This is a genomic window from Halomicrobium sp. IBSBa (genome assembly GCF_017612575.1).
Classification (GTDB): Archaea; Halobacteriota; Halobacteria; order Halobacteriales; family Haloarculaceae; genus Halomicrobium.
The window spans coordinates 60,975-85,559 of sequence record NZ_JADPQC010000001.1 but is presented as its reverse complement, the minus strand read 5'-3'; the positions used below and the strand labels follow the sequence as shown (position 1 = coordinate 85,559).

The following is a 24,585-nucleotide window of genomic DNA, read 5'->3' as shown; positions in this document are numbered from 1 at the left end:
GCGCTACTCTCGGGGCTCGTCCGTCTGCGGTCGGGAGACCCGCGCGTACCCCGTCCTGGCGGCCGCGGCCGTCCGATAGCACGCTCCGACGACGGCGAGCACTAGCGCGCCAGCGAGCACCAGCACGGTCGTCGAGCGGGTCTCGATCGCCCACGGGACCGTCATCGCGAGGAAGCGACCGATGGCGACGACGCTCGCGACGACGGTGACACCGATCGTGAGGTACCGGAGCCGCCGCTGGATCGGCCGCCCGCGGTCGAGCACCCCGAGGCCGTACAGCTGGACCAGCGCGCTCTCGACGGCGAGCCACAGCGCCACCGCTCCGGCGACGAATGGCCCGACGAGTGCCAGCGGCTCCGGAGCCCCGATGCCGAGGAGATCGAACACCGTCACGGCCCCGCCGACGAGGAGAGCGAACGTCAGCGGAGCGAGCAACACGAGCGAACTGAACAGGGCGGCCGCGAGCGTGGCAGAGCCACACGCTGGCTGTCGAGGTCACACTTATCTCGCTCGCGGGCGACCCTACTCGCATGGCACTCGCCGAGTATTTCGACGACTTCATGGGGCGCGACTGGGAGACCGACGTGAGCGGAACCGTCCGCTTCGCGATGGTCGGTCTGGGGTGGTGGACGCGTGACTACGCCGTCCCCGCGACCCAGCAGTCCGAGCACTGCGAGACGACGACCGTCGTCAGTTCCTCGGCGGAAAAGGCAGAGTCCTTCGCCGAGGAGTTCGACGGCGTCGAGACGGCGCTGACCTACGACGAGTTCACCGACGGTGCCGGCACGGACCAGTACGACGCGGTCTACGTCGCGACGCCGAACGCGCTGCACCTGCCCTACGTCGAGGCCGCGGCGAGCTACGGCAAGGACGTGCTCTGTGAGAAGCCGATGGAAGCCAGCGTCGAGCGCGCCGAGGCGATGGCCGAGGCCGCCACGGACGTGACGCTGATGGTGGCCTATCGGATGCACACGGACCCCGCCGTCCGCCGGATGCGCGAGCTGGTGGCCGACGGGTTCGTCGGCGACCCGACCCACGTCCACGGCCACATGTCCCAGCGCCTGCTGGAGATGATTCCCGACCGCGACCAGTGGCGGCTGAACCCCGACCTCGCCGGTCAGGGCGCATCGATCACAGATCTGGGCGTCTATCCGATCAACACGACGCGGTTCGTCCTCGACCGGGACCCGGTAGCGGTCCAGTCGGCGATGTACTCGGGCAGCGAGGGGTTCGAGGACGTGCCGGACGAGCGTGCCGCGGCGACGATCGTCTACGAGGACGACGTGCTGGCGTCGATCTCGGCCAGTCAGAACAGCTACGAGGACGGATTCTTGCGGGTCACCGGCACGGAGGGCCAGCTCGTGCTGGAGCCGGCCTTCCTGAAGCCCTCCGGACTCACCGTCTCTCGCAGCGGGATCGACACGACCTACGACCTCCCGGAGATGGGCGAGGCCCAGCAGATGCAAGCGGAGTTCGACTACTTCAGCCACCACCTCCTGGCCGACACCGAACCGCTCGCCGACGGCGAGTACGGCGTCGTCGACATGCGCGTGATCCGCGCGGCCGTTGAGTCCGCCCGGACCGGCGAGCGCGTGACGCTGTAGCGTGGGATCGGCGCGACACAACTGTTAATATCACCACACGACGATATCACCCCAAGCGTGTTCGCTCGATGACAGAGACGTTCTACGACGTGCTCGGGGTCGAACCGGATGCCACCGCGAGCGACATCGAGGACGCCTATCGCGAGCGACTGAAAGAGACTCATCCGGACCACAACGACGACGCCGACGCCGACGAGGCCACCCAGCGCGTGATCGAGGCCCGCAACGTGCTGACCGACGACGACGAGCGCGCCCGCTACGATCGACTCGGACACGAGGCGTACGTCGGCGCGGACACAGCGGGGAGCGATCACCACCACGACGCCCGTGGCGCGGCGGCCCGTGCGGCCCGCGAAGCCGGCTGGGCGGACAGCGAGACGGAGGGTCCCAGCGAGTCGACTGCCGCGGGCACGAACGCGGGTCCCTCGGAGCGGCGACGCCGGGAGCGAACGGCCAGCGAGCGCGTGCGAGACGCACGCGACGCGGCGACGGGAGCGACCGCGGCCGGACAGACGACGGCGGGCGCGTCGCCCGGCAGTGGCACGTCGACGGGACGGACCCGGCCGACGGGTACCTCGACCCGTGACAGCCGCCAGCGCGAACGGATCTACGAGACGGGGACCGCGAGCCGTCAGGCGACCTACAACGTCAGACACGACGTGGGTTCGAGCGGCCACTCGCTGCGGGCGTTCGTGGCCGACACACCGCTCTCACTCGCCGCGCTGACGTTCGTCCTCTATCCGATCATGGTGGCGTCCACGGTGTTTCCACCGTTCACGCTGGTGGTCAACGCCACCGTCGGCCTGTGTGCCCTGCTGTTGATCGGCTACCTCCAGTCCCAGCCGTCGGTGGGCGTCCTGGTGTTTGGCACCTGGAGTCTCCTGGTGCCCCTCGCACTCGTCGCGCTCGGCGTCCCGGTGACCGGGCTCGTGGGCATCGTCGCGCTCGGGAGCGTCTGGCTGCCGTTTGGCTTCTCGCTTTTGACCCGTTCGATCGTTGGTCGATAGCGCCCTACAGCGATTCGCGAACGCGCTCGTGGACCCGATCCCGGTACCGATGGCTCCGCTCGCTGTCGAACCGACACTCGACGATCTGCGTGCCGGACGCACCGGCCGAGGACGCCACGGCGTCGGCGAGGGCACCACGATCCTCGACGCGGCCGTATTCGAGGTCGTACAGCGCGCCCGTCGGCTCGAAGTCCAGTCCGTGGGGCGTCCGGAACTGGTCGGTGAAGGGCGGCTCGAAGGACTCGATGGGGAGTTCGTGGAAGATGCCGCCGCCGTCGTTGTTCACGAGGACGATCGTCGCGTCCACGTCACAGCGCACGACCGCGAGCAGGCCGTTCATGTCGTGGTAGTAGGCCAGATCACCGGTGAGCACGACCAGCGGGTCGTCGGTCGCGCTGCCCGCACCGAGTCCCGTCGAGGTGATCCCGTCGATCCCGCTGGCCCCGCGGTTGCCCAGGACGGTCACGTCGGCCGCTCGGGGCCGTCCGAACCGGTCCAGGTCCCGAACCGGCATACTGTTCGAGACCATCACCGTCGCCGGATTCGGGACGGCGCTGGCGACCGTCGCGGCGACCGTCCCCTCGAAGAACTGCTCGCCGTGTGCGCGCTCGGCGAGGTCCCAGTAGCGGGCCTCTGCGGTCTCGAACCGCTCGGTCCAGGCCGTGGCCGGTCGGTCGAGTCGCTCGGCCAGCCCCGTCGCCAGCCGCGTCGGATCGGCCACGACGAGATCGGTCGCGGTGAACGTCGCTTCGCGCCACTGGCCGGCCGGATCGACCACGAACTGGGCGGCGTCGGCGTCGCGCAGCCAGTGACGCAGCGTCTTCGAGGTCGGCGAGGCCCCGAACCGGAGGACGATATCCGGATCGGGCCACTCCCCGGCGTCGAGATACGAGTCGTACCCCCCACAGATGGGCCGGTCGACGACGTGGGAACCGAAGCGATGCCCCGACAGCGGATCGGCGAGCACCGGAAAGCCCGTGGCGTCGACGAGCGCTGCCAGCGCGTCTCGGTCGGGCGTGGGTCCGTTCGACGGACCAGCGACGATCAGGCCCCGCTCTCTGTCGAGTCGGTCGGCGAGCGCGGACAGTTCCGACGCCGAGAGCGTCCGGTCGCCGCGGGTCGTTCGGACCATCGGCCCGTCCCGGCCGTTCGCACCCACCGGAGCGCGCTCCGGGAGATCGTCCGGAACCGCGCCCTCGACCGGCGTCGGTTCGAGCGGCTTCGAGACGGGCACGTTCAGGTGGACCGGACCCGCGGGCGTGTCGGTCGCAGTCGCGACGGCCCGAGAGAGAGTGGTCCGAAGAGATCGGAGCCGACGCGGCTCCGGTGCGGGCTCTGGGAGCGAGCGGTACTGACGGACGGCGTCGCCGTAGAGCTTCTCCTGGTCGATCGTCTGGTTCGCGCCGCTGTCTTGCAGTTCTCGGGGCCGGTCGGCGGTCAACAGAACCATCGGCACACGGGACTGGTCGGCCTCGATCACCGCCGGGTGGAAGTTTGCCGCTGCCGTGCCGGAGGTACAGATCAGCGGCGTCGGTGTCCCGGTCCGCCGTGCCCGACCGAGCGCGAAGTAGGCCGCCGACCGCTCGTCGAGGTGAGAGTAGACGCGCATCTCGGGGTGCTGTGCGACCGCGACGGTCAGCGGCGTCGAGCGACTGCCGGGTGCGACACAGACCGCCTCGATCCCGTTCGCGACGAGTTCTTCGACGATGACCCGTCCCCAGAGCGTGTTCTCGTTTGGCTCGGTCACTGCCGGTCACCCTCGCTCGGCTGCCAGCGTCGGTCCCGACGACCCGTTCTACACATAGTGCGACCTACGGACGGGGGACGCTTCAGCGTGACTATCGTCACGAAGTGGCGGGTCGTTCGTGATCGATCGGCCGGCTACTGGCCGCCGCGTGGCCGGGCGTCGTCGCTTTCTGCATTCAACAGAAATATTTCGATATCGAAAACCTATGTCGTCGGAAGCCACAATATTATTCTCACGTTCGGTAACTCGCCCCGCCAGATTTATAAGGGGATCTATCGAACCACCGTACGTTCCGATGCCACAGGTAGAGATAACGATCCCGGAACATCTCGAGATGCAGATCGCCCAGCTCGTCGAAGAAGGCGAGTTCCTCACCCGCGAGGAAGCGATCGAGGATCTCCTCTCGACCGGGTTGAAAGCCTACAAGACCAGCGGGCCCATGGACGACGAGGACGACCCCGGGGGGTTCGAGGACGACGGGATGATGGGTCACGACGACGAGTACGTCTTCTAGCGAGCGGCGCTCAGCAGACGAACCACCACTGGTAGCTGTTCACAAGCAATTCTTATACTATTGGCACCGCCTACTAGTGGCAAGATGCACAAAGACGAGCTTCTCGAGCTTCACGAACAGATGGTGCTGATCATGCGTTTCTTCCGCGACGAGATGGACAGCGTCGACCCCGAGCTGTTCGACGCCTACGGCGAGCTCGACGTGCGCCCCTCGGACGTTCACAAGTCCAAGAGCGAACACAAACACGCCGTCTTCGTGCTGGGCAACTCGCTGGCGACCGCGATGAGCGAAGACGAGTTCTCCGACGCCGGCCGCGTGGGCAAGCGGATGAAGGAACTCGCGGAAGACGCCGAGAGCAAGCTCTAGGTGTCGTCCTGTTCGAGTTCCGTGAATATCTCGGGATCTGTCTGGAACTTCAAGACGTTGTGTATCACGGAGTTGCGGATGTTCTGGACGACGCGTCCGTGGTCCTTGTAGAACTCGTGGATCCAGCGTGACTCCGCTTTCCGGCTCGGGAACATCATCACCGACTTCCACTGGTACTCCCCGTCCGAGAGGAAGTAGAACATCGTGTGTCTGTCGTCGCGGATCGCCGTCATGGCCTCGCGCCAGCCGTCCTCGAAGTGCTCCGGGTTGAACTTGAACTCGAACAGCGCGAAGTTGAAGTACTCCTCGTTGGGGACGATCGTGTCGCGGAAGACCCCCTCCTGGCGCATCTTGCGGATCGATTCGCTGACGGTGACGTGTGACACCGAGATGTCGTGGTCCGCTTCGAGGATGTCGGCCAGGTCTCGCGAGGAGAGCTCCGGATCGTCGGCCAGCTCTCTGAGGATCAACACGTCACGTTCCTTGAACTCCCAGTCTGGAGATTCGTCCGCGTTCATATCCCACATTCCGGTGTTATGGTCTTGGAAGTTGGCATCTCTCGGCGCACGCTGTCGTCGGCACGGATCACGGTGAATCGAGGGTCACGAGCGTGTCCACGTCCGGCAGGTCGGTCTCGGGAGACGTGATCTGTGCCATCCGCTCGGTGTGTTTCTCGATCGCGTAGTTCTGCAGGTCGTCGGCGGAAGGGCCCGGCGTCTCCTCGCTGCCCTCGCCCAGTCCGTCGGTCGTCGTCTGCTGGACCAGTCCCAGGAGTTCGGTGACGGTGTCGTGTAGCAGCTGTGGATCGACGCCGTCCGCGACGAGTTCGCGGAGTTTGCTCATCCCGAACCCGACGTGGCGGCCCTCGTCGCTCCGGATGCGCTCCAGTCCGGTGGTAAAGCCCGGCAGCGTCGGAAGGGCCGGCTCTGAAGGGCCGTAGCTCTGCTGGAGCCCCCAGTAGGCCGTCTGTGCCAGAATACCCTCGATGGTCAGGTGGTAGTGACACAGCGCGATCGCGCGGTGCTCGGGCGTGTCGTCGTCGAGGAGTCGGTGCATCGCCGCGTCCGTGCGGGCGAGCAGTTCGTCGTACGCGTCGTTGACCCACCGGTCCTCGGTCGGCGAACTCACCGGCAGGTCGCGCTCGCGCTCGACCGGGTTGATCACCGTCGTCCAGTACCGCTCGAAGAAATCCAGGTGGCGCGCCTCTTCGTACAGCTGCGTGCTGAGATACGCCTGGTCGGCGGCGTCGTCAAGCACGACCGAGAGCGGGGCGAGATCTTCCGTGACGGCGCGCTCGCCGGCACCGAACTTCGCGACGGTCGAGCGCAGGTGGTCGAAGGTCGCGGGGTGTACTTCGACGAGTGGCTCGCGGTCGTCGTCGAGGTCGATCGCCGCGGGGTCCCAGTGTCGTTCGACGGCGTTGCGGTAGTAGCGTCCCGATCGGCTCTCCCGATCGAGCGCGAGTCGAAACGTCGCCTTGTCGGCCATTGGTCGTGGCGTAAACCCCACACTACATAAGCGTTGACGAACGAGCGAAGCCGGCGGTATCAGCGCCCTTCAAACTCGGGTTCGCGACTCTCGACGAAGGCTCGCGCGCCCTCCTCGTGGTCCGCGGTCGAGAAGGCGACGCCCTGCGCGTTCGCTTCCCGCGCCGTCGCGGCGTCGAAGGAGTCGGGCTGATGGTTCACCAGTCGCTTCGAGGCCGTCAGTGCGGCCGTCGGCCCCGTCGCGATCGTCTCGACGATGTTCTCGACGCCCTCGTCGAACGACGACGCCTCGAACACGCGGGTCACGAGCCCGAGATCGCGGGCGCGGTCGGCGTCGACCAGTTCGCCCGTGAAGATCAGCTCCTTGGCCGTGTTGAGCCCGACGAGCCGCGGGAGGAGGTAGGAAACGCCCGAGTCGACCGCGAGCCCGACGCGGCGGAAGCCGAAGCTGATCTTCGCCGCCGGGCTCGCGAGTTGCAGGTCACAGGCGATCGCCAGCCCCGCACCCGCTCCGAAGGCCGGGCCGTCGATCTTCGCCACGGTCGGGAGCCGGCAGTCGTAGACGCGCTTGATCGCGCGGTTGACCGCGCCGACGACGACCTCGACGCGCTCTGCCGGCGGCACGTCCCGGTCGATGCTCTCCAGCATCGCGTCCACGTCTCCGCCGGCACAGAAGGCCGCACCCTCGCTCTGGAGGACGACACACCGTGCCCCGCTGTCTTCAGCGGTCTCGATCGCCGCAGCGAGTTCGTCTGCGGCCTCCGCGGAGAGCGCGTTCCGTGCCTCGGGGCGGTTCAGCGTGATCGTTGCGACCTCGTCTGCGATCTCGACGCGGACCTGATCTCCGGTCATGTCCCGCACCGACGACCAGGACGACCAAAAGCGTTGGTCAGGTCGCCACCAACAGAGTAGGGGTGCCTTTGAGAAGGGGCCGGGCCGATTGTCTCGTATGCGAATCCACTGGCATCGACGCGACCTCCGGACGAGCGACAACGCCGGCCTGGCCGCGGCGACGGCCGACAGCCCGGTCGTCCCGGTGTTCGTCTTCGACGACGCCGTCCTCGACCACGCCGCACCGCCCCGTGTGGCGTTCATGCTGGACGCCCTCGACTCGCTGCGGGCACAGTACCGTGACCGCGGGAGCGACCTCGTGATCGCTCGCGGCGATCCGACGGCCGAGATCCCGCGGCTGGCCGAGGCGTTCGGAGCCGACGGCGTGACCTGGGGCGAAGCCTACTCCGGGCTCGGCATCGAGCGCGACATCGCCGTCCGACAGGCCCTCGACGACGCGGGCGTCGAACGCGAGGCGGTCACCGATTCGGTCCTCCATCGCCCCGGCGAGATCACGACCAACGACGGCGATCCGTACTCAGTGTTTACCTACTTCGGGCGGAAGTGGCACGACCGAGAGAAAGACGAGCCCTACGACGCACCCAGCCCGGACGAACTGGCCGACGTGTCCGGCGACCCCCTGCCGTCGATCGACGATCTGGGCTTCGAGGAACCACAGGCAGAGATCCCCTCAGCCGGGACGGAGCCGGCCCGTGCTCTCCTCGACGCGTTCTGCGAGGACGACATCTATCGGTACGAGGATCGCCGGGACTACCCCGCAGACGACTGTACGTCGCGGCTCTCCGCACATCTCAAGTTCGGGACGATCGGTATCAGAGAGGTGTACGAACGGACTGCGAGCGCGGCGGAAGCGGCCAACGACGAGGAACGGCGCGAATCCGTCGAGGAGTTTCAGTCGCAGTTGGCCTGGCGAGAGTTCTACACGCAGGTCCTCTTTGCCAACCGGTCGGTCGTCACGGACAACTACAAGTCCTACGAGCGGCCGCTCCAGTGGCGCGACGACCCCGAGGCGCTCCAGGCTTGGAAGGACGGCGAGACTGGGTACCCGATCGTCGACGCCGGGATGCGCCAGCTCCGCCAGGAGGCGTTCATGCACAACCGGGTCCGGATGATCGTCGCCTCCTTTCTCACCAAGGACCTGCTGATCGACTGGCGAGCGGGATACGAGTGGTTCAAACAGCGTCTGGTCGACCACGACACCGCGAACGACAACGGCGGGTGGCAGTGGGCGGCCTCAACGGGTACCGACGCACAGCCGTACTTCCGGATCTTCAACCCGATGACGCAGGGCGAGCGCTACGACCCCGACGCGGAGTACATCAAGACGTACGTGCCCGAGCTGCGCGACGCCGAGCCGTCGGTGATCCACGAATGGCCCGATCTCAGCCCGACCCAGCGTCGCAACGCCGCCCCGGAGTACCCCGATCCCATCGTCGACCACAGCGAGCGACGCGACCAGGCCCTGGAGATGTTCGAGACTGCCCGCGGCGAGAGTTAGGCCCAAGACGGGTCGCCGACGGTCTCGGCGTCGGGACCCGAATTACCGGCCGAGAACGGCCAGCAGGCGGTCGGCACGTGCGTGCGGTGTGGTATCGTGCGTCTCCTAAACGTTTAACAGGCGTCCGCCCGACCCAAAAGATGGAGGAGATTTATCATGTCCGAACACTCAGATCCGGAACTGCCGCCACTTCCGTACGACTACGACGCGCTGGAGCCCCACATCTCAGAGCAGGTACTCACCTGGCACCACGACACCCACCATCAGGGGTACGTCAACGGCCTCGCGGCCGCCGAGGAGACCCTCGCGGAGAACCGCGAGTCGGGTGAGTTCGGATCCAGCGCCGGTGCGCTGGGCAACGTCACCCACAACGGCAGTGGACACTATCTCCACACGCTGTTCTGGGACAACATGTCCCCCAACGGCGGCGGCGAGCCGTCGGGCGAACTCCGTGACCGGATCGAAGCGGACTTCGGTTCCTACGAAGGCTGGAAAGGCGAGTTCGAGGCAGCCGCCTCGGCCGCCGGTGGCTGGGCGCTGCTCGTCTACGACCCGGTCGCCAAACAGCTCCGCAACGTCACGGTCGACAAGCACGACCAGGGCGCGCTCTGGGGCTCTCACCCCATCATGGCGCTGGACGTCTGGGAGCACTCGTACTACTACGACTACGGCCCGGACCGCGGCAGCTTCGTCGACGCCTTCTTCGAGGTCGTCGACTGGGACGAGGTCGCATCGCAGTACGAGACCGCAGTCGGTCACTTCGAGTAACGTCGCCCGACGGCGGGCTCCCGAGCTTCGCACTTTCTTTCGATATCGTCGATCAGTGGCGACACTCGCCGTCGACGACGGCGCGTCGCTTTCGAGGGCTTTACGCACGGCGGCGCGGAACCAGCGCCCATGCCACAACCGAAAGACGAGTTCGACGATCTCCGCCCGCTGGAGTTTCGCGAGCCAGAGGAGGTACTGGACGACGACGAGATGTACACGATTTACGAGATCGGTCGCCTCCTCCAGGGGCTGGAAGCCGAGGCGGAACTCGACGTCGAGACCGAGAACGTCCTGATGGACTGGGCCATTCCGTGGCTCATCAAACACGCCGACGCCTTCGTCTTCGCCGAGCCGAGTGCCGACGACGAGCCGGGCTACTACGGGCTGGCCTGACAGAGCGTGTTCGACTGCCGGGGCCGGCAGTATCAGAACCGCGCGGCCTGCCTCGCCAGTTCGATGTTGCCGTACGGGTCGTCCGTGACGCTGGGACCGTGACCGGCGTGCATCTCGGCGAGGTCTTCGTCGACGACATCGAGGAGGCGGTCGATGCTCTCGACGAGCAGCGATCGGTCGCCTTCTTCGAGGTCCGTCCGACCGAAACTCCCGTTGGCAAACACCAGATCACCGGCGAAGAGCACGCCCGCCTCGGCCGCGTAGAGACAGAGGTGGTCGTCCTTGTGACCCGGCGTGTGAAGCGCCACGTACTCCTCGTCGCCGATCTGTCGGGTCGCCTCGTCGGCGATCGCCCGGTCGACGCCGTCGAAGCCGTCGTCGTAGCCACAGACCGGCGCGTCGAACGCGTCCCGGACCGCGTCGAGGGTGCCGACGTGATCGCGGTGGGTGTGTGTCAGGACGACCTGATCGACCTCGTCGACGACGGCTCGCACCTCGGAGACCACGTCGAAGTCGTTGCCCACGTCGACCAGCGTCGTCGTCTCGCCCTCGACGAGAAAGACGTTGCTGGTAAAGACCCCGCTCGACGGTGCAAGGTTTCGGATCATACGATCGAGGTTGGGCCCGACGGGCTTGTGTGTGCTGGTCTGTCTCGCCGGAAGGCACTGTTCGGAGACGCGAGGGCTCGATCGGGACGCAGGAGGGCCGCCACACAGTGGGACCTAACTGACTTACTGGCCGCTGATTCGGCGCGCTGACAGACCCACAGGGCTATGTATGATGAAAAAGTAACCACGTGTAGAGAATAGATGTCTGAATCGGATCGCCCCGTCGTGCTCATCGTCGAGGACGAACCGGACGTCGCGGAAACATACAAGCTATGGCTCCGAAACGACTACGAAGTCCGGATGGCCCACGACGGTGACGAAGGGCTCGACCTACTCGACGACAGCGTCGATGTCGTGTTACTCGACCGTATGATGCCGGGACTCTCGGGCGACGAGGTACTAGAGCGTATCCGGGAACGTGATCTCGGCTGTCGCGTCTCGATGGTGACGGCGGTCGAACCGGACTTCGACATTCTGGAGATGGGATTCGACGCGTATCTCTCGAAGCCGATCCGGAGCGAACAGCTCCACGAGACCGTGGAGAACCTGCTCGAACGCTCGGAGTACGACACTCTCCTGCAGGAGTACTACTCGCTGGTCGAGAAGCAAGCGACGCTCGAAGCGAGCAAGAGTAGCGCGGAGCTGGAAGAGAGCGACAAATACGATGAACTTAAGGAGGAGATCGGAGAACTAAAATCCGAACTCTCGGAATCACTCGGTGGTATCGGCGACGACGCCGACTTTATCGCAACGTTGCGTGGGCTCAGTAATGGTGAAGACGAATAAACTGTCAGAGAATATGTACGACCTGTCAACCGTACTCGACTTCGACGCGCTGGACTCGGTTCGTCCGGGGACGAGCCTACTCGTCGCGGGACCTGCGATGAGTGGCAAAGAGGCCCTCGCGATGGATATCCTCAAAGATGGGGTGGGTAACGGCGAGGGGGCGGTCGTCGTGACGACAAACGATCAGGCGAGCTCGGTCGTCGACGAGTTCCGAACGGACGTACCCGAGATGGACGACTCCCAGCTCGGCGTCGTCGACTGCCGCGGCGACAACAGCGGAGGAGAAGCCGCACAGAGCGGCGCATACATCCATCACGTGAACTCACCGGGCGACCTGACCGGCATCGGTATCGGCATCACGAAAGCACTGGAGGGGCTCCACAAGAGCGGGCGCGACCAGGGACGGCTCGCGCTGGTCTCCCTGTCGACGATGCTGACGTACACGGACAAGAAGACCGTGTTCAAGCTCTGTCACATCCTCTCGTCGCGACTGGACTCGGCGGGCTACGTCGGCGTGTTCACGATCGACTCCGGCGCACACGACGACCAGACCCTCCAGGTCATCAAGCAGGCGTTCGACGGCCTCGTCGAGTTCCGCGAGGAGGACGGCACCCGTCAGGCCCGCGTCATGGGTCTCACGAGCCAGCCCTCCGAGTGGAAAGAACTCTGATTGTCGCGGCCGTTCGGTTCCCGTCCGGAGAGCAGAGAGCGGGCTGACAGCCGGCAGCGAGAGCGGTGGCCCGGTGCTTTAATCGGGATCCGGTCGAAGAATCCGATATGGGAACACGACACGATCGGGGTGGGCCGGACCCGGCTACCGACGATCGGGCGGACTACGACTACGAGGGGGGTTCCGTCGAGCGCCCCGCGTTCGTCGCCGCCCTCGAAGACCGCATCGACGGGGCGGTCCGGTTCGACGAGTACACGCGACAGTTGTACGCGACCGACGCGAGCGCCTACGAGGTGGTACCGATCGGCGTCGTCTATCCGACCTCGACGGCCGACGTGGCAGCGGTCGTCGACTACTGCGCCGAGCGGGGAACGCCGGTCCTGCCGCGAGGCGGTGGGACGAGCCTCGCGGGACAGGCGGTCAACGAAGCAGTCGTCGTCGACTGCTCGCGCCACATGGACGCGATCCAGTCGGTCGATCCGGCGCGACGCACGGCACGCGCACAGGTCGGCGTCACCCTCGGGGCGTTGAACGACAGGCTCGCCGACCACGACCTGAAGTTCGCCCCCGATCCGGCGTGGGGCGACAAGAGCGTCCTCGGGGGCGCGATCGGCAACAACTCCACGGGCGCACACTCCCTGAAGTACGGCAAGACCGACGCGTACATCGAGGACTGCGAGGCCGTCCTCGCGGACGGGACCGTGACGACGTTCGGCGAGGTGACACTCGACGAACTGCGATCGCGGGCCGACCGGGACGGGCTCGAAGGTCAGATATACGCGGCGATCGCACGGCTCGTCGACGACGAGCACGAGGCGGTCACCGCGGCGTTTCCCGACCTCAAGCGAAACGTCTCCGGCTACAATCTCGATCGCCTCCTCTCGGAGGCCGAAGACGGATCGGTCAACGTCGCGCGGCTGCTCGCGGGCAGCGAGGGGACGCTGGCCATCGTGACCGAAGCGACGGTCTCGCTGGAGCCGGTCCCCGAGACGAAGTCGCTGGCGCTGATCTCCTATCACGACCTCATCGACGCGATGGCCGACGTGCCGGCGATCCTCGAACACGATCCCGCGGCGGTCGAAGTCCTCGACGACGTGTTGCTTGAGCTGGCCGCCGACACCGAGGAGTTCGGCGACCTGGTCGACCAGCTCCTCCCGGCGGACACCGGCGCGGTGTTGCTCGTCGAGTTCTACGCCGAGAACGACCCGCAGGGCAAAGAGCGGGTCGCGGATCTCCTCGCGGATCGGGTCGGGAGCGTCGGTACCGACGGCGTCGCACAGAGCGGGGCCGACTCGCTGACCGACGCGCCACGAGAGGCGTTTCACGGCCAGGAGGCCCACGAGGAGAGCGAACGAAAGCGGTTCTGGAAGCTCCGCAAGAGCGGGCTCCCGATTCTCCTCGGTCGGACCTCGGACGCGAAACACATCAGTTTCATCGAGGACACCGCCGTCCCGCCGGAGAACCTCGCGGACTACGTCGCCGAGTTCCAGGAGCTGCTGGCCGACAACGACACGTTCGCGAGCTTCTACGCCCACGCCGGTCCGGGCTGTCTCCACATTCGGCCCCTGGTGAACACGAAGACGGTCGAGGGGGTCGAGCAGATGGCAGCCATCGCGGACGGCGCGACCGACCTCGTCACGACCTACGGCGGCAGCGTCTCGGGCGAGCACGGCGACGGGCGTGCGCGCACCCAGTGGAACCGAAAGCTGTACGGACAGGACGTGTGGGAAGTGTTCCGGGAGCTGAAAGCGGCCTTCGACCCGGACTGGCTGTTGAACCCCGGACAGGTGTGTGGCTACGCCGCCGACGAGACGATTCCCGAGGGCGTCCCCGCGCGGGCCCGCGCCGTCGACATGACCGACGACCTGCGGTTCGATCCCGACTACGAGTTCGAGATGTCGTTCGAGCCGGCCATGGAGTGGGACAACGAGAACGGGTTCCAGGGGATGGTCGAGCTCTGTCACGGCTGTGGGGGCTGTCGCGGCCCTCAGGAGACGACCGGCGGCGTCATGTGTCCGACCTATCGGGCCGCGGGCGAGGAGTCGACCGCGACGCGGGGGAGAGCCAACGCCCTCCGCCAGGCGATGAGCGGCGACCTCCCGGCAGATCCGACAGACGAGACGTTCGTCGACGAGATCATGGACCTCTGTATCGGCTGCAAGGGGTGTGCGAAAGACTGCCCCAGCGAGGTCGACATGGCCAAGCTCAAGACCGAGGTCGAACACGCCTCCCACCAGGAACACGGTGCGAGCCTCCGGTCGAAGCTGTTCGCGCACGTCGAGACGCTCAGCGCCTGGGGGAGTCGGCTCGCACCGCTGTCGAACTGGCTGGCCAGGGCACCCGGCAGTGACGTACTGGCCGAGCGGCTGGTCGGGATCGCGAGCGAGCGATCGCTCCCGACCTTCCGGCGCGAGTCCTTCGAGGACTGGTTCGCCCAGCGCGGCCCCGCCGTCGACCCAGAGGACGCACAGCGCCGGGCGCTGCTGGTCCCCGACACGTACAACAACTACAGCAACCCCGACGTGCTCCGTGCGGCCGTCCGCGTCCTCGAAGCCGCCGACGTACACGTCGCCGTCCCAGACGACGCGACCAGCAGCGGTCGCGCCGCCCACTCGAAGGGCTTCGTCGACGTGGCTCGCGAGCGCGCACGGACGAACGTCGACGCGCTGGAGGGCCGCGTGGGCGACGGGTGGGACGTGGTTCTCGTCGAGCCGTCCGACGCCGTGATGTTCCAGTCGGACTACCGTGACCTCCTGGGTTCGGACGCCGCCCCCGTCGCCGACAACGCGTACGGCCTCTGTGAGTACCTCGATCGGTTCCGCCTCGACGAGCGCGTCGACTGGACCGGTGGCGAGGAGACGCTGACCTACCACGGCCACTGCCACCAGAAGGCCGTCTCGCGAGACCACCACGCCGTCGGGGTCCTCAGGCGGGCGGGCTACGCCGTCGACCCGCTGGATTCGGGCTGCTGTGGGATGGCCGGCAGCTTCGGCTACGAGGCCGAACACTACTCGATGAGCCAGGCGATCGGACGGATTCTCTTCGATCAGATCGCGGACAGCGACGGCGACGCCGTCGTCGCACCGGGGGCGTCCTGTCGCACACAGCTCGGTGATCGACGCGGGCACGAATCACCGTCACATCCGGTCGAACGGCTCGCAGACGCGCTCGCTGACTGACTCTCCTTCCTTCTGTGACCGATTTCGCCGTCGCAAGGTAGCGAACACCCACACGAAGGGGCTCATCCGTACGAGACCGGAATCTCCGCTCTCGTCGGGGCGAGCGTTCGGCGCAACACAGCGTTTTTATTCTGTCCTCAGGTGGTATATGACAGATGCATCGTCAGGTCCTCCTCGGGTGTCTGCTCGTGGCCGCGCTCGTGAGCGGGGCCGCCGTCACGACTGCCCAGGAGACGAGGTCGAGTGGCCTGTTGGTCCAGCCCGACGGATTCGACCAGACGACGTTCGAGATCACGGTCACCGAGAACGGCTCTGCGCGCTGGTCGATCCAGCACCACCGTCGGTTGGCCAACGACTCCGAGAAACGGCAGTTTCGGGACTTCGGCGAGCGCTTCGAGAGCGAGGAGACGGATCTGTACCGGAACTTCGTCAGCCGCTCCGAGGCGCTGACCGCGATCGGCCGCAACGCCACCGGTCGGCCGATGGCAGCGAAGTCGTTCGACCGCAACGCCTACACGAACGTCACGGCGAGTTTCGACGACCGCGGGACGATCGCACTGTCGTTCACCTGGACGCACTTCGCCCGGACCGACGGAGTGCGGGTCGTCGTCGGCGACGTGTTCGGCGAGAACTTCTACATCGGGCCGGACCAGTCGATCGTGTTCGTCAGCGGTGAGGGGCTCCAGTTCGCCACTGTCGACCCCGCGCCGACCTCACAGACCCAGCCCGACTCGCTGACACAGAGCCAGAGCGTCACCTGGGAGGGCGAACAGCAGTTCGCACAGCAGCGACCGTACCTCGAACTCGAACCGCGTTCTGCCGCGACGACCGCCGCTGGCGGTTCTGGTGCCGAGGACGACACGCAGAGCCCGCAGACGACGGCACCGCTCCCGAGCGGGACCGACAACCCGATGGTCTGGATCGTCGGGGTCGTCATCCTGGTGCTCGGCGTCGGCAGCGCGATCGCGTACCGGAACGGTTCGGTCTCGCTGCCCGGCGACACCGCGAGCACCGCCAGCGACACCGACAGCGACTCGGAGACAACCGCTTCGGCGACGGACAGCCAGACGCCGATCCCCGACAAGGAACTGCTCTCGGACAGCGACCGCGTCGTCAAGCTCCTCGAATCGAACGGCGGGCGCATGAAGCAGGTCAACATCGTCGAGGAGACCGACTGGTCGAAGTCCAAAGTCAGCATGCTCCTCTCGGACATGGAAGAGGACGGTGAGATCAGCAAGCTCCGCGTCGGCCGCGAGAACATCATCAGCCTCGCCGGCCACGAACCCGACGCCGCCGGCTCGCCGTTCGACGACGAAGAGTGACGGCGAGGGGGCGTGCTTGCATGCGTAACCCACACAGGGCGGTGCCAAAACGCAACCATTATACGTATCTCCCCGATACGTTGAGGTGCGCTCCGTTGGTGTAGTCCGGCCAATCATCTTGCCCTCTCACGGCAAGGACCAGGGTTCGAATCCCTGACGGAGCACTTCTCTCGAACCAACTCCAGAGCGATAGCGACGATGTTGGTTCGAACAGAAGCGCGGAAGGAAGGGATTCGAATCACAGCAGACCGAGCGAAGCGAGGTCTGGCATCGGGTTCGAATCCCTGACGGAGCATTCTGCGACGAACGTACGTGAGGAGTTCTCTTCTGCGAAACGACACGACACGGAAGTGTAGTCCATAGAGCTATCGTAGCTATTGATACTGCCGGCTGTACATCTGTGATCTATTTCGCCACCCCGGGGTGGCGAAGCTCTTCACGAAGTGACAGCCGGCAGTATGAAAGGCAATGCACACCTGATCGCACTGCTGTCGTGCGATCGGTGTGTAAATCGTTTCGATTGTTACTATCAGTGCGGGAGCGCGTAGGCGTCCCACTTTAGGGCCTCGTCGCCGTGGGAGTACACATGCGTGCTGCCATCTACGACGGACCAGGCGAGATCAGCGTCGAGGACGTACCGCGGCCGGAGATCGAAGCCCCCGGCGACGCCATCGTCCGCGTGACACACACCGCGGTCTGTGGCTCGGACCTCTGGTTCTACCGCGGCGAGAGCGACCGCGAGGCGGGTTCACGCGTCGGTCACGAGCCGATGGGGATCGTCGAGGCCGTCGGCGACGACGTCGACAGCGTTCGGCCGGGTGATCGCGTGTTCGCGCCCTTCGTCGTCAGCTGTGGCTACTGTGAGTACTGCCGTCGCGGACTCCACACCTCCTGTGTCAACGGCGACAGCTGGGGCGGGGACAACGGCGGCGCGCAGGGCGAGTACGTCCGTTCGCCCCACGCCGACGGGACGCTGGTCCGCGTCCCGGATCGGTACGCCGACGACGAGGACGTGCTCGAATCCGTGCTCCCGCTGACCGACGTGATGGGGACGGGCCACCACGCGGCGGTCAGTGCGGGCGTCGACGCGGGCGACACCTGCGTGGTCGTCGGAGACGGTGCTGTCGGGCTCTGTGGTGTCCTGGCGGCGCGACGACTGGGAGCGTCCCGGATCGTCGCCGTCGGACACCACCCCGATCGGCTGGAGCTGGCCGCCGAGTTCGGGGCGACCGAGACGGTGCTCGGCGGCGACAACACCGACGTCATCGATCGGGTGCGCGAACTGACCTACGGCGGTGCCGAGCACGTGCTCGAATGCGTGGGTGCCGCCAGCGCGATGGAGCAGGCCGTCGAGGTCTGTCGGCCGGGCGGTACCGTCGGCTACGTTGGTGTCCCTCACGGCGTCGACGACGCCGGTGTGCCCATCTTCGATATGTTCGGAGACAACGTCGCTCTCCGGGGCGGCGTCGCGCCGGTGCGAGCGTACGCCGACGAGCTACTCGAAGACGTGCTCGGCGGGACGCTCGATCCGTCGCCGATCTTCACCGAGACCGTCTCGCTGGAGGAGATCGCCGCGGGCTACCGGGCGATGGACGAACGCGACGCGATCAAAGTGCTCGTCGAGCCCTGATCGCGAACGAGGACACGGGCCGGAGATTTTTCAGGCGTCGCGGCGAGGACGAGGTATGACCGACGACCGCGATCCGGAGGCGACGCTCGAACAGTGGCAAGCGGAGATGCAGGCCGAACACGAGGACGCGATCGAGAACCCCGATCCCGACGCCGACCATCGCATCGAGGGGGTCACGCAGGTGAACTACCGGCTCTACTACGACTACGACCCGGACGAGGGGCTTCAGCGCGCTCGGACGGTCGAAGTCGACGAGCTCACCGATCCGGAGCTGCGCTCGTGTTCCTGTGGCGTCCGCGGGATGACGCCCGAGGAGGCACTGGCACACGTCGAGGCCGCTCACTCCCAGTCCTGACCGTCCGGGCGGCTGTCGCCGCGCTCACGCGTCCGCGTCGTCGCGGCTCGTGACGAGCCGGTTCAGGCCGTAGACGACCGCCAGCACCGCAGCGGCGTCGCCCTCGTCGAAGAGGAGTTCGTTCGTCCGGACGACGTGATCGAGCACGTCCCGCGAGGCGTGTTCCGGCGCGGCGGCGATGCCGGCGTCGTCTCGTTCGAGCCACTCCATGACCCGCAGGTCGCTCTTGCTGTCGCCCATCACGAGCGCGAACGGGTCGTCGATGTCGAGTACGTCGAACGCGGCCCGGACCCCGGTCGGCTTGTCGAGTTCGAGGCTGACGATCTCCGCGGCGTCACCCTCGTAGTACCCCACGTCGATGCGGTCGAACAGCGACCGGAGGGCGGGCGGCGTTTCGTCGGGACTGGCTTCCTGTCCCTCGCCCGCGTCTTCGATGACCGCGCGGATCTCGGGGTCGGACGCGTAGTACGCCCGCGCCCACTCGCCGGGTTCGTCTACGTCGGCGTCGACCTCGCTCGCGACCGTCTCGCCGAGGAGATCGAGCAGGTACAGCAGGCCGTCGTCGATGATCTCGACCGCCTTGCGGGTGCCGTTCTCGGCGTTTGGCTTCAGCGTGACGTTGAACTCGTTGCCCTGGAGGTGACAGCCTCGCGCGACGGCGTCGGGGGCGTCGGCGAGGATCCGCGAGCGCACGGTGTCGAAGACGTTCGTGATCGATTCGTCCAGCGATTCGTACAGCAGCTGCTTGGTCTGGCTACCGTGGCGGGGCGTGAACACGCCGTTGCCCGACTCGTAGACGATGCTCACGTCACCGGAGTGAACGAAGGCGTTGCCGAGCCCCTGGATGAGAAATCCCTTGACGTTCTCCAGGGTCTGTCCGGTACAGACGACGATCGGAATGCCGTCCTCGTGGAGGAGATGGAGGAAGTGGAGCGTCTCTCGGGGGATTTCGTTGTCGGTCGTCCCGGCACTGCGCAGCGTCTCGTCGACGTCAAGCACGAGCGCGTTGATCGGCCGGCCGTACTCGGTCGCCAGATCCAGCGCGGTGAAGGCCTGGTCTCGGTCGAGGTACGCCGCGATCGCCGCGTAGCGCTCGCCGGTCGTCGGGTACGCCTCCCGGATCTCGCGCTTTCGCTCGTCCAGTTCGTCGCTGGCGTCCTGCCAGTGGTCCAGTGCGACCCGCGAATCGACCGGCGGAAAGAGGTCGACGAACTCCTGATAGGCACGCAACGACGCCGTATCGAAGTCGTCGTAGAGTCGGTAGAGTCTGTCGTACTGCTTCATACGCGAGCGTCGAGCGGGAAGCAGATAACGGTGGCTGCTGGCCGCGGGGGCCGCCCGGTCGTGCGATCAGTCGCCAGCGCGTGGGCGACCGCCCGAGCCTGACTCGTCCGCTCCGCGTCGTCGGAGGAACGCGGCCAGTCCGAGCGGGGAGAGGAACGCGATCAGCAGCGAGATGCCGAGCGCGCTGGCACCCGGTGAGAACGGGTCGCCACCCGAGCCACCGGAGCCACCGCCGCTTTCGCCGCCTCCGTCACCGCTGGCACCGGCGCTGGCTTCCGAGACCACGACGGCACCCTTCATCCCCATCGAGCGGTGGGGAGTACAGGCGTACTTGTAGGTGCCCGTCTCCTCGAAGGTGTACTCGAAGGTGTGGCCGCTCTCTTTCGTGAGTTCGCTCTCGAACGTCCCGTCCTCTGCGACGACGTTGTGCGAGCCGCCGCTCCCGGTCCACTCCCAGACGACCGTCGTTCCCGGCGAGACCTCGACGGCTGCGGGGCCGAACCCGAAGGCACCGCCGTTGGCGTCTGCACCGACAGAGACGGTCACCTCGTCGCTGCCGGTCTCGTCGACCACGCCGTCGTAGTTGCCCACGTTGTCGAACCAGCCCCCGAACTCCGGCTCCGAGCCGCCGCTCTCCTCGCTCTGGGCCGTCTCAGTCCCAGAGCTGCCGCCCTCGCTGACCACGACGGCACCCTTCATCCCCATCGAGCGGTGGGGCGTACAGGCGTACTTGTAGGTGCCCGTCTCCTCGAAGGTGTACTCGAAGGTGTGGCCGCTCTCTTTCGTGAGTTCGCTCTCGAACGTGCCGTCTTCGGCGACGACGTTGTGTGAGCCGCCGCTCCCGGTCCACTCCCAGACGACCGTCGTTCCCGGCGAGACCTCGACGGCTGCGGGGCCGAACCCGAAGGCACCGCCGTTGGCGTCTGCGCCGACAGAGACCGTCACTTCGCCGCTACCGGTCTCGTCGACCACGCCGTCGTAGTTGCCCACGTTGTCGAACCAGCCCCCGAACTCCGGCCCGTCGGACTGCGCAACTGCGGGACGGGCGGCGGCCGCGACGGTGAGCCCGGCCGCACCCTGCAGCAGGCGTCGGCGGGTCACGTCGGCGTCGGTCATCGAACACCACCCCCGACTACGAACGCGGCTCTCGTGATCGTCGCCCAGTCTCCGTGTCGAGCGTCTCGTGCCATGTATCGACCGTAGCGTCTCCGACACATAAGTCGGACAGCGGCTTTTCAACCGCCGGGAACGCCCCACTTATTTATGTACCCTCAGTATCAACCGTCTCTCCGTACCGCTAGATGCGGTACCACAACCCGTGGTACGTCCTGCCATTCGTGATAAAGATTTAATATATATCCTCCTGTAGGAAGTGGCACGAACGACGACCCACGGTGTTCCAAATGCTCAATCCGCTCACAACCACCACGCTCGCACGCCTCGCCGGCTGCGAGTCCGCCGCAAATCCCGGGGCAGCGATCCGGGCACTGCGGTCCCCTATTCCGGTGGCGCTGGGCGCTCGCGTGGACACCTGGGATCGTCGGCCCGCATCGATCGCCGCGTAGGCGACCGGCGCGGGCCACGGTTCTGGACTCCCCACGGTCACGACGGGCGGCGTCCCGTCTGTCCGTGACCCGCGCTCTCGTCTCACAGTGCTGGACTCCCGTCGACCACCGTTCGGTCTGACGGGCGGGTTCGACCCCCGGTGAGACGCTCAAATCCACGACGCCGCGTCGTGGTGGCACCGCCGTGGTGCCCGGCAGTTCGGCGTCGACGACCGCAGGTGCCAGACAGAGGCATCGCTGGCGCTCGACGCCGGCGGATGGATCACCGCTTCGCTGGTCGGTACCAGGCGGCCCTCGGCCGCTCCGCGTTCGACTCGCGGCGAAGTGCTATGTCGCTGACAGCGACACCCACGGTCGATGCAACGGCCAGCGTCTCACTGCGCGTCCCGCGCGGTGAGTCCGGAGACCTCGAAACCGGTGCCGCGGCGGTACTCGCCGGTGTCGACGCCGTCGACGCGGTGACGATCGACCGTGTCACTGGCGTCGACCCGACCTGGACCGACATCCGCGTCGACGTGAACGTGGCGGTGACCGCGACGGTCGACGAGACCGATCCCGCGTCGGGCCTCGAAGCAAAACTCGAAGACGGCTTCGGCGTCGTCGCCGTCGACGGACTGGTCCTGGCGGACGACGCCTGATACGGGCGGTTGTCGCAATTTTCCAGCCGATCGCGCGGCGGCGTCGATCGATCTGAGAAAACGACGACAGTAATCTGTGTCAGTCGTCCGGTTCGATGTCGACTTCGATCGGGTCGGTCGACTCCGCAGTCTCGGCGTCGTCGTCCTCCAGCTGAGACACCGACAGCAGACCGGCGAGGCCGGCGGTCAGCATGCCGACGCCGGCGACGCGAGTCGCTCTGACGTACCAGGCCTTGGGCTCCAGGTCACCGGGATTCTCGAACCCCGAGAGCGTCAGGCGCGAGTTCAGCTCGATCGCCTGCTTGGGCAGGAGCGACGCCAGCAGTCCCTGAACGACGAGCCACGCGTACGTTACCGGCAGCAGCTTTTGGATTGCCATCACCGACAGTTGTGCCCCCTGCCTTGTCAATATCCCGCTGTGTCGATCGTCGTCGAACTTGAGATCGCGGATAAAACAACGACGACGACAGTGTCAGTCGTCGCTGTCGCCCTCGGACCAGCGGGCGTCAGAGAGGGTTCGCTGGACCGCCTCCTCGCCGACGGCCTGTGCCAGCGTCTCGAAGCCGGTGCGTTCGACCGGATCGGCCGCGTTGGCGACCAGTCGAGAGACGATGAACTCCGGCGTCGACTTGCCGACCGTCTCGAAACGCGGCTGGTAGTCGACTTCGAGATCGAGGTCCGGCGACAGCCCCTCGGCGAAGATCCCGTCGGTCCGTGCGGCCTCGGGGAGTGGCTCCAGGTCGTCCGCGAGGTGCGTGACGAACACGCCGAGCGCGTCGCGCTCGACGGTCAGAGTCACCAGTCCGTGCAGGAGGTTGGCGGCGCTGCCCGGTTCCGTGATCGCCTCGAACTCGTCGACCAGCATCAGCGTCCGCCCGGCATCGGTCAGCGGCGGAACCACGGACCGGAGCGTCGACTCCAGGACGCCCGCGTTGAACGACGCGTGACGGCGGTGGAAGACGATCGCGTCGACGAGCCCCACTTCGGCGTCGTCGGCCGGCACGGGCAGCCCCATCTGGGCCAGCAGCTGCACCTGACACAGCGTCTCCAGCAGCGTCGTCTTCCCGCCCGAGTTCGCGCCGGTCAGGACGGCGACCCGGTCACCGGTCGGGGGCTCCCGGCCCGCGGGCAGGTCGTGGTCGCCGACGGCGTAGGTCACCGGCTGTACGTCGTCGCCGGCGTCCTGTAGCGCGAGGTTGCGCGCGCCACGGACGGCGATGGTCTCCCGGTCCGCGACGAACGTCGGACGGGTGAGGTCGTACGCCAGCGCGAAGCGTGCCAGTGAGACGTACAGCGCGGCGTCGTCGACGGCCTCGACGGCCGCGTCGACGGTCTCGCGGGCGGCCGCGAGATCCTCCTCCAGAGTCGCGGCGACGGTCGCTTCGCGTTCGTCTACCGCACTGCGGAGATCGCCGGCGAGCGACCGGAGCGCGCTCTCGACGAAGTCCCGTGCGTCGGCGGCCTCCTGCGGAACCGCGTCGCGAACGCGCGCGGCGTCGACGCCGGTCTCGCCGGTCAGATAGCGAGTCAGCGCGTCCCGAAACTCGTCGGGCCGGCGGGCCTCGGACTGGAGTTCCTCGACGACCTCCGGCGAGGTCGCAACGAGATCCTCCACCTGTCCGAGCTGGGCTCGCAGTCCGTCGAGCTGGTCGTCGGCACCGTCGCCGACCCGGTCGCCGTCGCCCCGCAACCCGGCCAGCGCACGCGCCGCGTCGTCGAGTCGGTCGCCCTCCAGCGTCGCGATCGGCTCGAACACCCCGTCGTCGACGCCGGTCTCCTGTAGCGCAAGCGCCGTCCGGACGGCAGACAGCTCGCCCCCGTCGACGCTGTCGTAGCGGTCGAACGCCGCCAGCACGTCGTCGCGCGTCGCCTCGTCGGTGCTGGCCCACGCGTCGCGCGCGTCGAGGACGGACGAGAGTCGCTCTTCCATCGCCGCCCGGTCCGGCAGCGGCGTCAGCACTCGGATTCGGTCGGCCGCGTGCTCCGTGACCGCGTGCTCTTCGGCGAGGTCCAGCAGCGCCTTGTACACGTCGCGGGTGTCGCGGGTCGCCAGCAGATCCATCGCCTCGGCCCCCGTCGCCCGCCTGAGGATGCGCGTCGCTCGGCCCCGAGAGAGCCCCGCCTTCGTCAGTTCGCGGGTGTCGGCGGATTCGATGGCCGCAACCGCGCGGTCGACGCCCAGTTCCGACGAGAGCAGCGCGCTCGTCTTCGGCCCGATACCCCAGTATTCCTCCAGTCGCATGTGTGTCCCCTGTCGGGGGCCGGGTTTAGTCGTTTCTGCCGAGCAGGTCCCACCGTCTGCCGGCCGTCAC

The 24,585-nt window shown here is 66.9% G+C and carries 24 protein-coding genes and 1 tRNA gene; 15 read left to right on the top strand and 10 right to left on the bottom strand.

What is annotated here, in order from left to right; genetic code table 11:
- Positions 1 to 3: 3 nt before the first annotated feature.
- Positions 4 to 438 (bottom strand): hypothetical protein, encoded by a 435-nt coding sequence (locus IL252_RS00470; RefSeq protein WP_244256645.1) that lies wholly within the window; start codon positions 436 to 438, stop codon positions 4 to 6.
- A gap of 92 nt (positions 439 to 530) precedes the next feature.
- On the opposite strand from IL252_RS00470, the gene gfo6 reads away from it, so the two are divergent.
- The gene (gfo6, locus tag IL252_RS00465; protein ID WP_208625789.1) at positions 531 to 1,604 is read left to right on the top strand and encodes a D-xylose 1-dehydrogenase Gfo6; all 1,074 of its coding nucleotides are present in this window, start codon (positions 531 to 533) and stop codon (positions 1,602 to 1,604) included.
- Between the two features lie 68 nt (positions 1,605 to 1,672).
- The gene (locus IL252_RS00460) at positions 1,673 to 2,611 is read left to right on the top strand and encodes a J domain-containing protein (protein WP_208625787.1); all 939 of its coding nucleotides are present in this window, start codon (positions 1,673 to 1,675) and stop codon (positions 2,609 to 2,611) included.
- A 4-nt stretch (positions 2,612 to 2,615) separates the two neighbouring features.
- Here the strand turns inward: IL252_RS00460 and menD are convergent, their stop codons facing one another.
- Positions 2,616 to 4,358: a 2-succinyl-5-enolpyruvyl-6-hydroxy-3-cyclohexene-1-carboxylic-acid synthase gene (menD, locus tag IL252_RS00455; protein WP_208625785.1), complete on the bottom strand. Its 1,743-nt coding sequence runs from the start codon at positions 4,356 to 4,358 to the stop codon at positions 2,616 to 2,618.
- Positions 4,359 to 4,653: 295 nt separating this feature from the next.
- Here menD and IL252_RS00450 point away from each other — a divergent pair, with 295 nt between their 5' ends.
- Complete coding sequence (locus IL252_RS00450; RefSeq protein WP_015763486.1) at positions 4,654 to 4,872, top strand: ribbon-helix-helix domain-containing protein; 219 nt, start codon at positions 4,654 to 4,656, stop codon at positions 4,870 to 4,872.
- 84 nt (positions 4,873 to 4,956) lie between these two features.
- On the top strand, positions 4,957 to 5,238 hold the full coding sequence (locus IL252_RS00445; protein ID WP_015763487.1) for a UPF0058 family protein: 282 nt from the start codon (positions 4,957 to 4,959) through the stop codon (positions 5,236 to 5,238).
- On the opposite strand, the gene IL252_RS00440 is transcribed toward IL252_RS00445, so the two are convergent.
- The 3 genes from IL252_RS00440 to IL252_RS00430 all read right to left on the bottom strand — a co-directional run bounded on the left by IL252_RS00440 (position 5,235) and on the right by IL252_RS00430 (position 7,577).
- On the bottom strand, positions 5,235 to 5,756 hold the full coding sequence (locus IL252_RS00440) for an Lrp/AsnC family transcriptional regulator (protein ID WP_208625783.1): 522 nt from the start codon (positions 5,754 to 5,756) through the stop codon (positions 5,235 to 5,237). The two genes, IL252_RS00445 and IL252_RS00440, sit on opposite strands and share 4 nt — an antisense overlap.
- Before the next feature lie 67 nt (positions 5,757 to 5,823).
- Entirely contained in the window at positions 5,824 to 6,726 is a 903-nt protein-coding gene (locus IL252_RS00435) for a ribonucleotide-diphosphate reductase subunit beta (protein WP_208625781.1), read from the bottom strand.
- Between the two features lie 59 nt (positions 6,727 to 6,785).
- Entirely contained in the window at positions 6,786 to 7,577 is a 792-nt protein-coding gene (locus tag IL252_RS00430) for an enoyl-CoA hydratase/isomerase family protein (protein WP_170094449.1), read from the bottom strand.
- Between the two features lie 97 nt (positions 7,578 to 7,674).
- Between IL252_RS00430 and IL252_RS00425 the strand changes: the two genes are divergently transcribed.
- The 3 genes from IL252_RS00425 to IL252_RS00415 all read left to right on the top strand — a co-directional run bounded on the left by IL252_RS00425 (position 7,675) and on the right by IL252_RS00415 (position 10,236).
- A complete protein-coding gene (locus tag IL252_RS00425) occupies positions 7,675 to 9,075 on the top strand; it encodes a deoxyribodipyrimidine photo-lyase (protein ID WP_208625779.1) in 1,401 nt (466 codons plus the stop codon).
- 156 nt (positions 9,076 to 9,231) lie between these two features.
- Positions 9,232 to 9,843, top strand: coding sequence for a superoxide dismutase (sod, locus tag IL252_RS00420; protein WP_015763492.1), 612 nt, complete (start codon positions 9,232 to 9,234; stop codon positions 9,841 to 9,843).
- A 129-nt stretch (positions 9,844 to 9,972) separates the two neighbouring features.
- Positions 9,973 to 10,236, top strand: coding sequence for a DUF5827 family protein (locus IL252_RS00415; protein ID WP_153553551.1), 264 nt, complete (start codon positions 9,973 to 9,975; stop codon positions 10,234 to 10,236).
- 32 nt (positions 10,237 to 10,268) lie between these two features.
- Here the strand turns inward: IL252_RS00415 and IL252_RS00410 are convergent, their stop codons facing one another.
- Positions 10,269 to 10,844 (bottom strand): MBL fold metallo-hydrolase, encoded by a 576-nt coding sequence (locus tag IL252_RS00410; RefSeq protein ID WP_208625777.1) that lies wholly within the window; start codon positions 10,842 to 10,844, stop codon positions 10,269 to 10,271.
- A gap of 201 nt (positions 10,845 to 11,045) precedes the next feature.
- On the opposite strand from IL252_RS00410, the gene IL252_RS00405 reads away from it, so the two are divergent.
- From IL252_RS00405 to IL252_RS00375, 7 genes are all read left to right on the top strand, one after another.
- Positions 11,046 to 11,630, top strand: coding sequence for a HalX domain-containing protein (locus IL252_RS00405; protein ID WP_208625775.1), 585 nt, complete (start codon positions 11,046 to 11,048; stop codon positions 11,628 to 11,630).
- A 13-nt stretch (positions 11,631 to 11,643) separates the two neighbouring features.
- Positions 11,644 to 12,300: a hypothetical protein gene (locus tag IL252_RS00400; RefSeq protein WP_208625773.1), complete on the top strand. Its 657-nt coding sequence runs from the start codon at positions 11,644 to 11,646 to the stop codon at positions 12,298 to 12,300.
- A gap of 107 nt (positions 12,301 to 12,407) precedes the next feature.
- A complete protein-coding gene (locus IL252_RS00395; RefSeq protein WP_208625771.1) occupies positions 12,408 to 15,479 on the top strand; it encodes an FAD-binding and (Fe-S)-binding domain-containing protein in 3,072 nt (1,023 codons plus the stop codon).
- A 155-nt stretch (positions 15,480 to 15,634) separates the two neighbouring features.
- Complete coding sequence (locus tag IL252_RS00390; protein ID WP_208625769.1) at positions 15,635 to 16,801, top strand: hypothetical protein; 1,167 nt, start codon at positions 15,635 to 15,637, stop codon at positions 16,799 to 16,801.
- Between the two features lie 89 nt (positions 16,802 to 16,890).
- Positions 16,891 to 16,965: transfer RNA gene (locus IL252_RS00385), tRNA-Glu, on the top strand.
- A gap of 422 nt (positions 16,966 to 17,387) precedes the next feature.
- Positions 17,388 to 18,431 (top strand): zinc-dependent alcohol dehydrogenase family protein, encoded by a 1,044-nt coding sequence (locus tag IL252_RS00380; protein ID WP_208625768.1) that lies wholly within the window; start codon positions 17,388 to 17,390, stop codon positions 18,429 to 18,431.
- Positions 18,432 to 18,486: 55 nt separating this feature from the next.
- Positions 18,487 to 18,786, top strand: coding sequence for a hypothetical protein (locus IL252_RS00375; RefSeq protein WP_170094439.1), 300 nt, complete (start codon positions 18,487 to 18,489; stop codon positions 18,784 to 18,786).
- A gap of 24 nt (positions 18,787 to 18,810) precedes the next feature.
- Here IL252_RS00375 and IL252_RS00370 read toward each other — a convergent pair whose 3' ends face one another.
- Both IL252_RS00370 and IL252_RS00365 read right to left on the bottom strand, forming a co-directional pair.
- Positions 18,811 to 20,070, bottom strand: coding sequence for an HAD family hydrolase (locus tag IL252_RS00370; RefSeq protein ID WP_208625766.1), 1,260 nt, complete (start codon positions 20,068 to 20,070; stop codon positions 18,811 to 18,813).
- A 66-nt stretch (positions 20,071 to 20,136) separates the two neighbouring features.
- Positions 20,137 to 21,186: a halocyanin domain-containing protein gene (locus tag IL252_RS00365; protein ID WP_208625764.1), complete on the bottom strand. Its 1,050-nt coding sequence runs from the start codon at positions 21,184 to 21,186 to the stop codon at positions 20,137 to 20,139.
- 778 nt (positions 21,187 to 21,964) lie between these two features.
- Here IL252_RS00365 and IL252_RS00360 point away from each other — a divergent pair.
- On the top strand, positions 21,965 to 22,273 hold the full coding sequence (locus tag IL252_RS00360; protein WP_208625762.1) for a hypothetical protein: 309 nt from the start codon (positions 21,965 to 21,967) through the stop codon (positions 22,271 to 22,273).
- A gap of 79 nt (positions 22,274 to 22,352) precedes the next feature.
- Here IL252_RS00360 and IL252_RS00355 read toward each other — a convergent pair whose 3' ends face one another.
- A complete protein-coding gene (locus IL252_RS00355; RefSeq protein ID WP_208625761.1) occupies positions 22,353 to 22,652 on the bottom strand; it encodes a hypothetical protein in 300 nt (99 codons plus the stop codon).
- 93 nt (positions 22,653 to 22,745) lie between these two features.
- Positions 22,746 to 24,515 (bottom strand): DNA mismatch repair protein, encoded by a 1,770-nt coding sequence (locus IL252_RS00350; protein ID WP_208625759.1) that lies wholly within the window; start codon positions 24,513 to 24,515, stop codon positions 22,746 to 22,748.
- Between the last annotated feature and the right edge of the window lie 70 nt (positions 24,516 to 24,585).

Excerpts from the sequence above, each read along its gene's own strand:
- IL252_RS00450 (WP_015763486.1), top strand. The coding sequence starts at position 4,654 with ATGCCACAGGTAGAGATAACGATCCCGGAACATCTCGAGATGCAGATC.
- IL252_RS00365 (WP_208625764.1), bottom strand. The coding sequence starts at position 21,186 with ATGACCGACGCCGACGTGACCCGCCGACGCCTGCTGCAGGGTGCGGCC.
- IL252_RS00430 (WP_170094449.1), bottom strand. The coding sequence starts at position 7,577 with ATGACCGGAGATCAGGTCCGCGTCGAGATCGCAGACGAGGTCGCAACG.
- sod (WP_015763492.1), top strand. The coding sequence starts at position 9,232 with ATGTCCGAACACTCAGATCCGGAACTGCCGCCACTTCCGTACGACTAC.
- IL252_RS00425 (WP_208625779.1), top strand. The coding sequence starts at position 7,675 with ATGCGAATCCACTGGCATCGACGCGACCTCCGGACGAGCGACAACGCC.
- IL252_RS00350 (WP_208625759.1), bottom strand. The coding sequence starts at position 24,515 with ATGCGACTGGAGGAATACTGGGGTATCGGGCCGAAGACGAGCGCGCTG.
- IL252_RS00370 (WP_208625766.1), bottom strand. The coding sequence starts at position 20,070 with ATGAAGCAGTACGACAGACTCTACCGACTCTACGACGACTTCGATACG.
- IL252_RS00410 (WP_208625777.1), bottom strand. The coding sequence starts at position 10,844 with ATGATCCGAAACCTTGCACCGTCGAGCGGGGTCTTTACCAGCAACGTC.
- gfo6 (WP_208625789.1), top strand. The coding sequence starts at position 531 with ATGGCACTCGCCGAGTATTTCGACGACTTCATGGGGCGCGACTGGGAG.
- IL252_RS00395 (WP_208625771.1), top strand. The coding sequence starts at position 12,408 with ATGGGAACACGACACGATCGGGGTGGGCCGGACCCGGCTACCGACGAT.
- IL252_RS00435 (WP_208625781.1), bottom strand. The coding sequence starts at position 6,726 with ATGGCCGACAAGGCGACGTTTCGACTCGCGCTCGATCGGGAGAGCCGA.
- IL252_RS00375 (WP_170094439.1), top strand. The coding sequence starts at position 18,487 with ATGACCGACGACCGCGATCCGGAGGCGACGCTCGAACAGTGGCAAGCG.
- IL252_RS00355 (WP_208625761.1), bottom strand. The coding sequence starts at position 22,652 with ATGGCAATCCAAAAGCTGCTGCCGGTAACGTACGCGTGGCTCGTCGTT.
- IL252_RS00415 (WP_153553551.1), top strand. The coding sequence starts at position 9,973 with ATGCCACAACCGAAAGACGAGTTCGACGATCTCCGCCCGCTGGAGTTT.
- IL252_RS00405 (WP_208625775.1), top strand. The coding sequence starts at position 11,046 with ATGTCTGAATCGGATCGCCCCGTCGTGCTCATCGTCGAGGACGAACCG.
- IL252_RS00400 (WP_208625773.1), top strand. The coding sequence starts at position 11,644 with ATGTACGACCTGTCAACCGTACTCGACTTCGACGCGCTGGACTCGGTT.
- IL252_RS00445 (WP_015763487.1), top strand. The coding sequence starts at position 4,957 with ATGCACAAAGACGAGCTTCTCGAGCTTCACGAACAGATGGTGCTGATC.
- IL252_RS00380 (WP_208625768.1), top strand. The coding sequence starts at position 17,388 with ATGCGTGCTGCCATCTACGACGGACCAGGCGAGATCAGCGTCGAGGAC.
- IL252_RS00390 (WP_208625769.1), top strand. The coding sequence starts at position 15,635 with ATGCATCGTCAGGTCCTCCTCGGGTGTCTGCTCGTGGCCGCGCTCGTG.
- IL252_RS00440 (WP_208625783.1), bottom strand. The coding sequence starts at position 5,756 with ATGAACGCGGACGAATCTCCAGACTGGGAGTTCAAGGAACGTGACGTG.
- IL252_RS00460 (WP_208625787.1), top strand. The coding sequence starts at position 1,673 with ATGACAGAGACGTTCTACGACGTGCTCGGGGTCGAACCGGATGCCACC.
- IL252_RS00360 (WP_208625762.1), top strand. The coding sequence starts at position 21,965 with ATGTCGCTGACAGCGACACCCACGGTCGATGCAACGGCCAGCGTCTCA.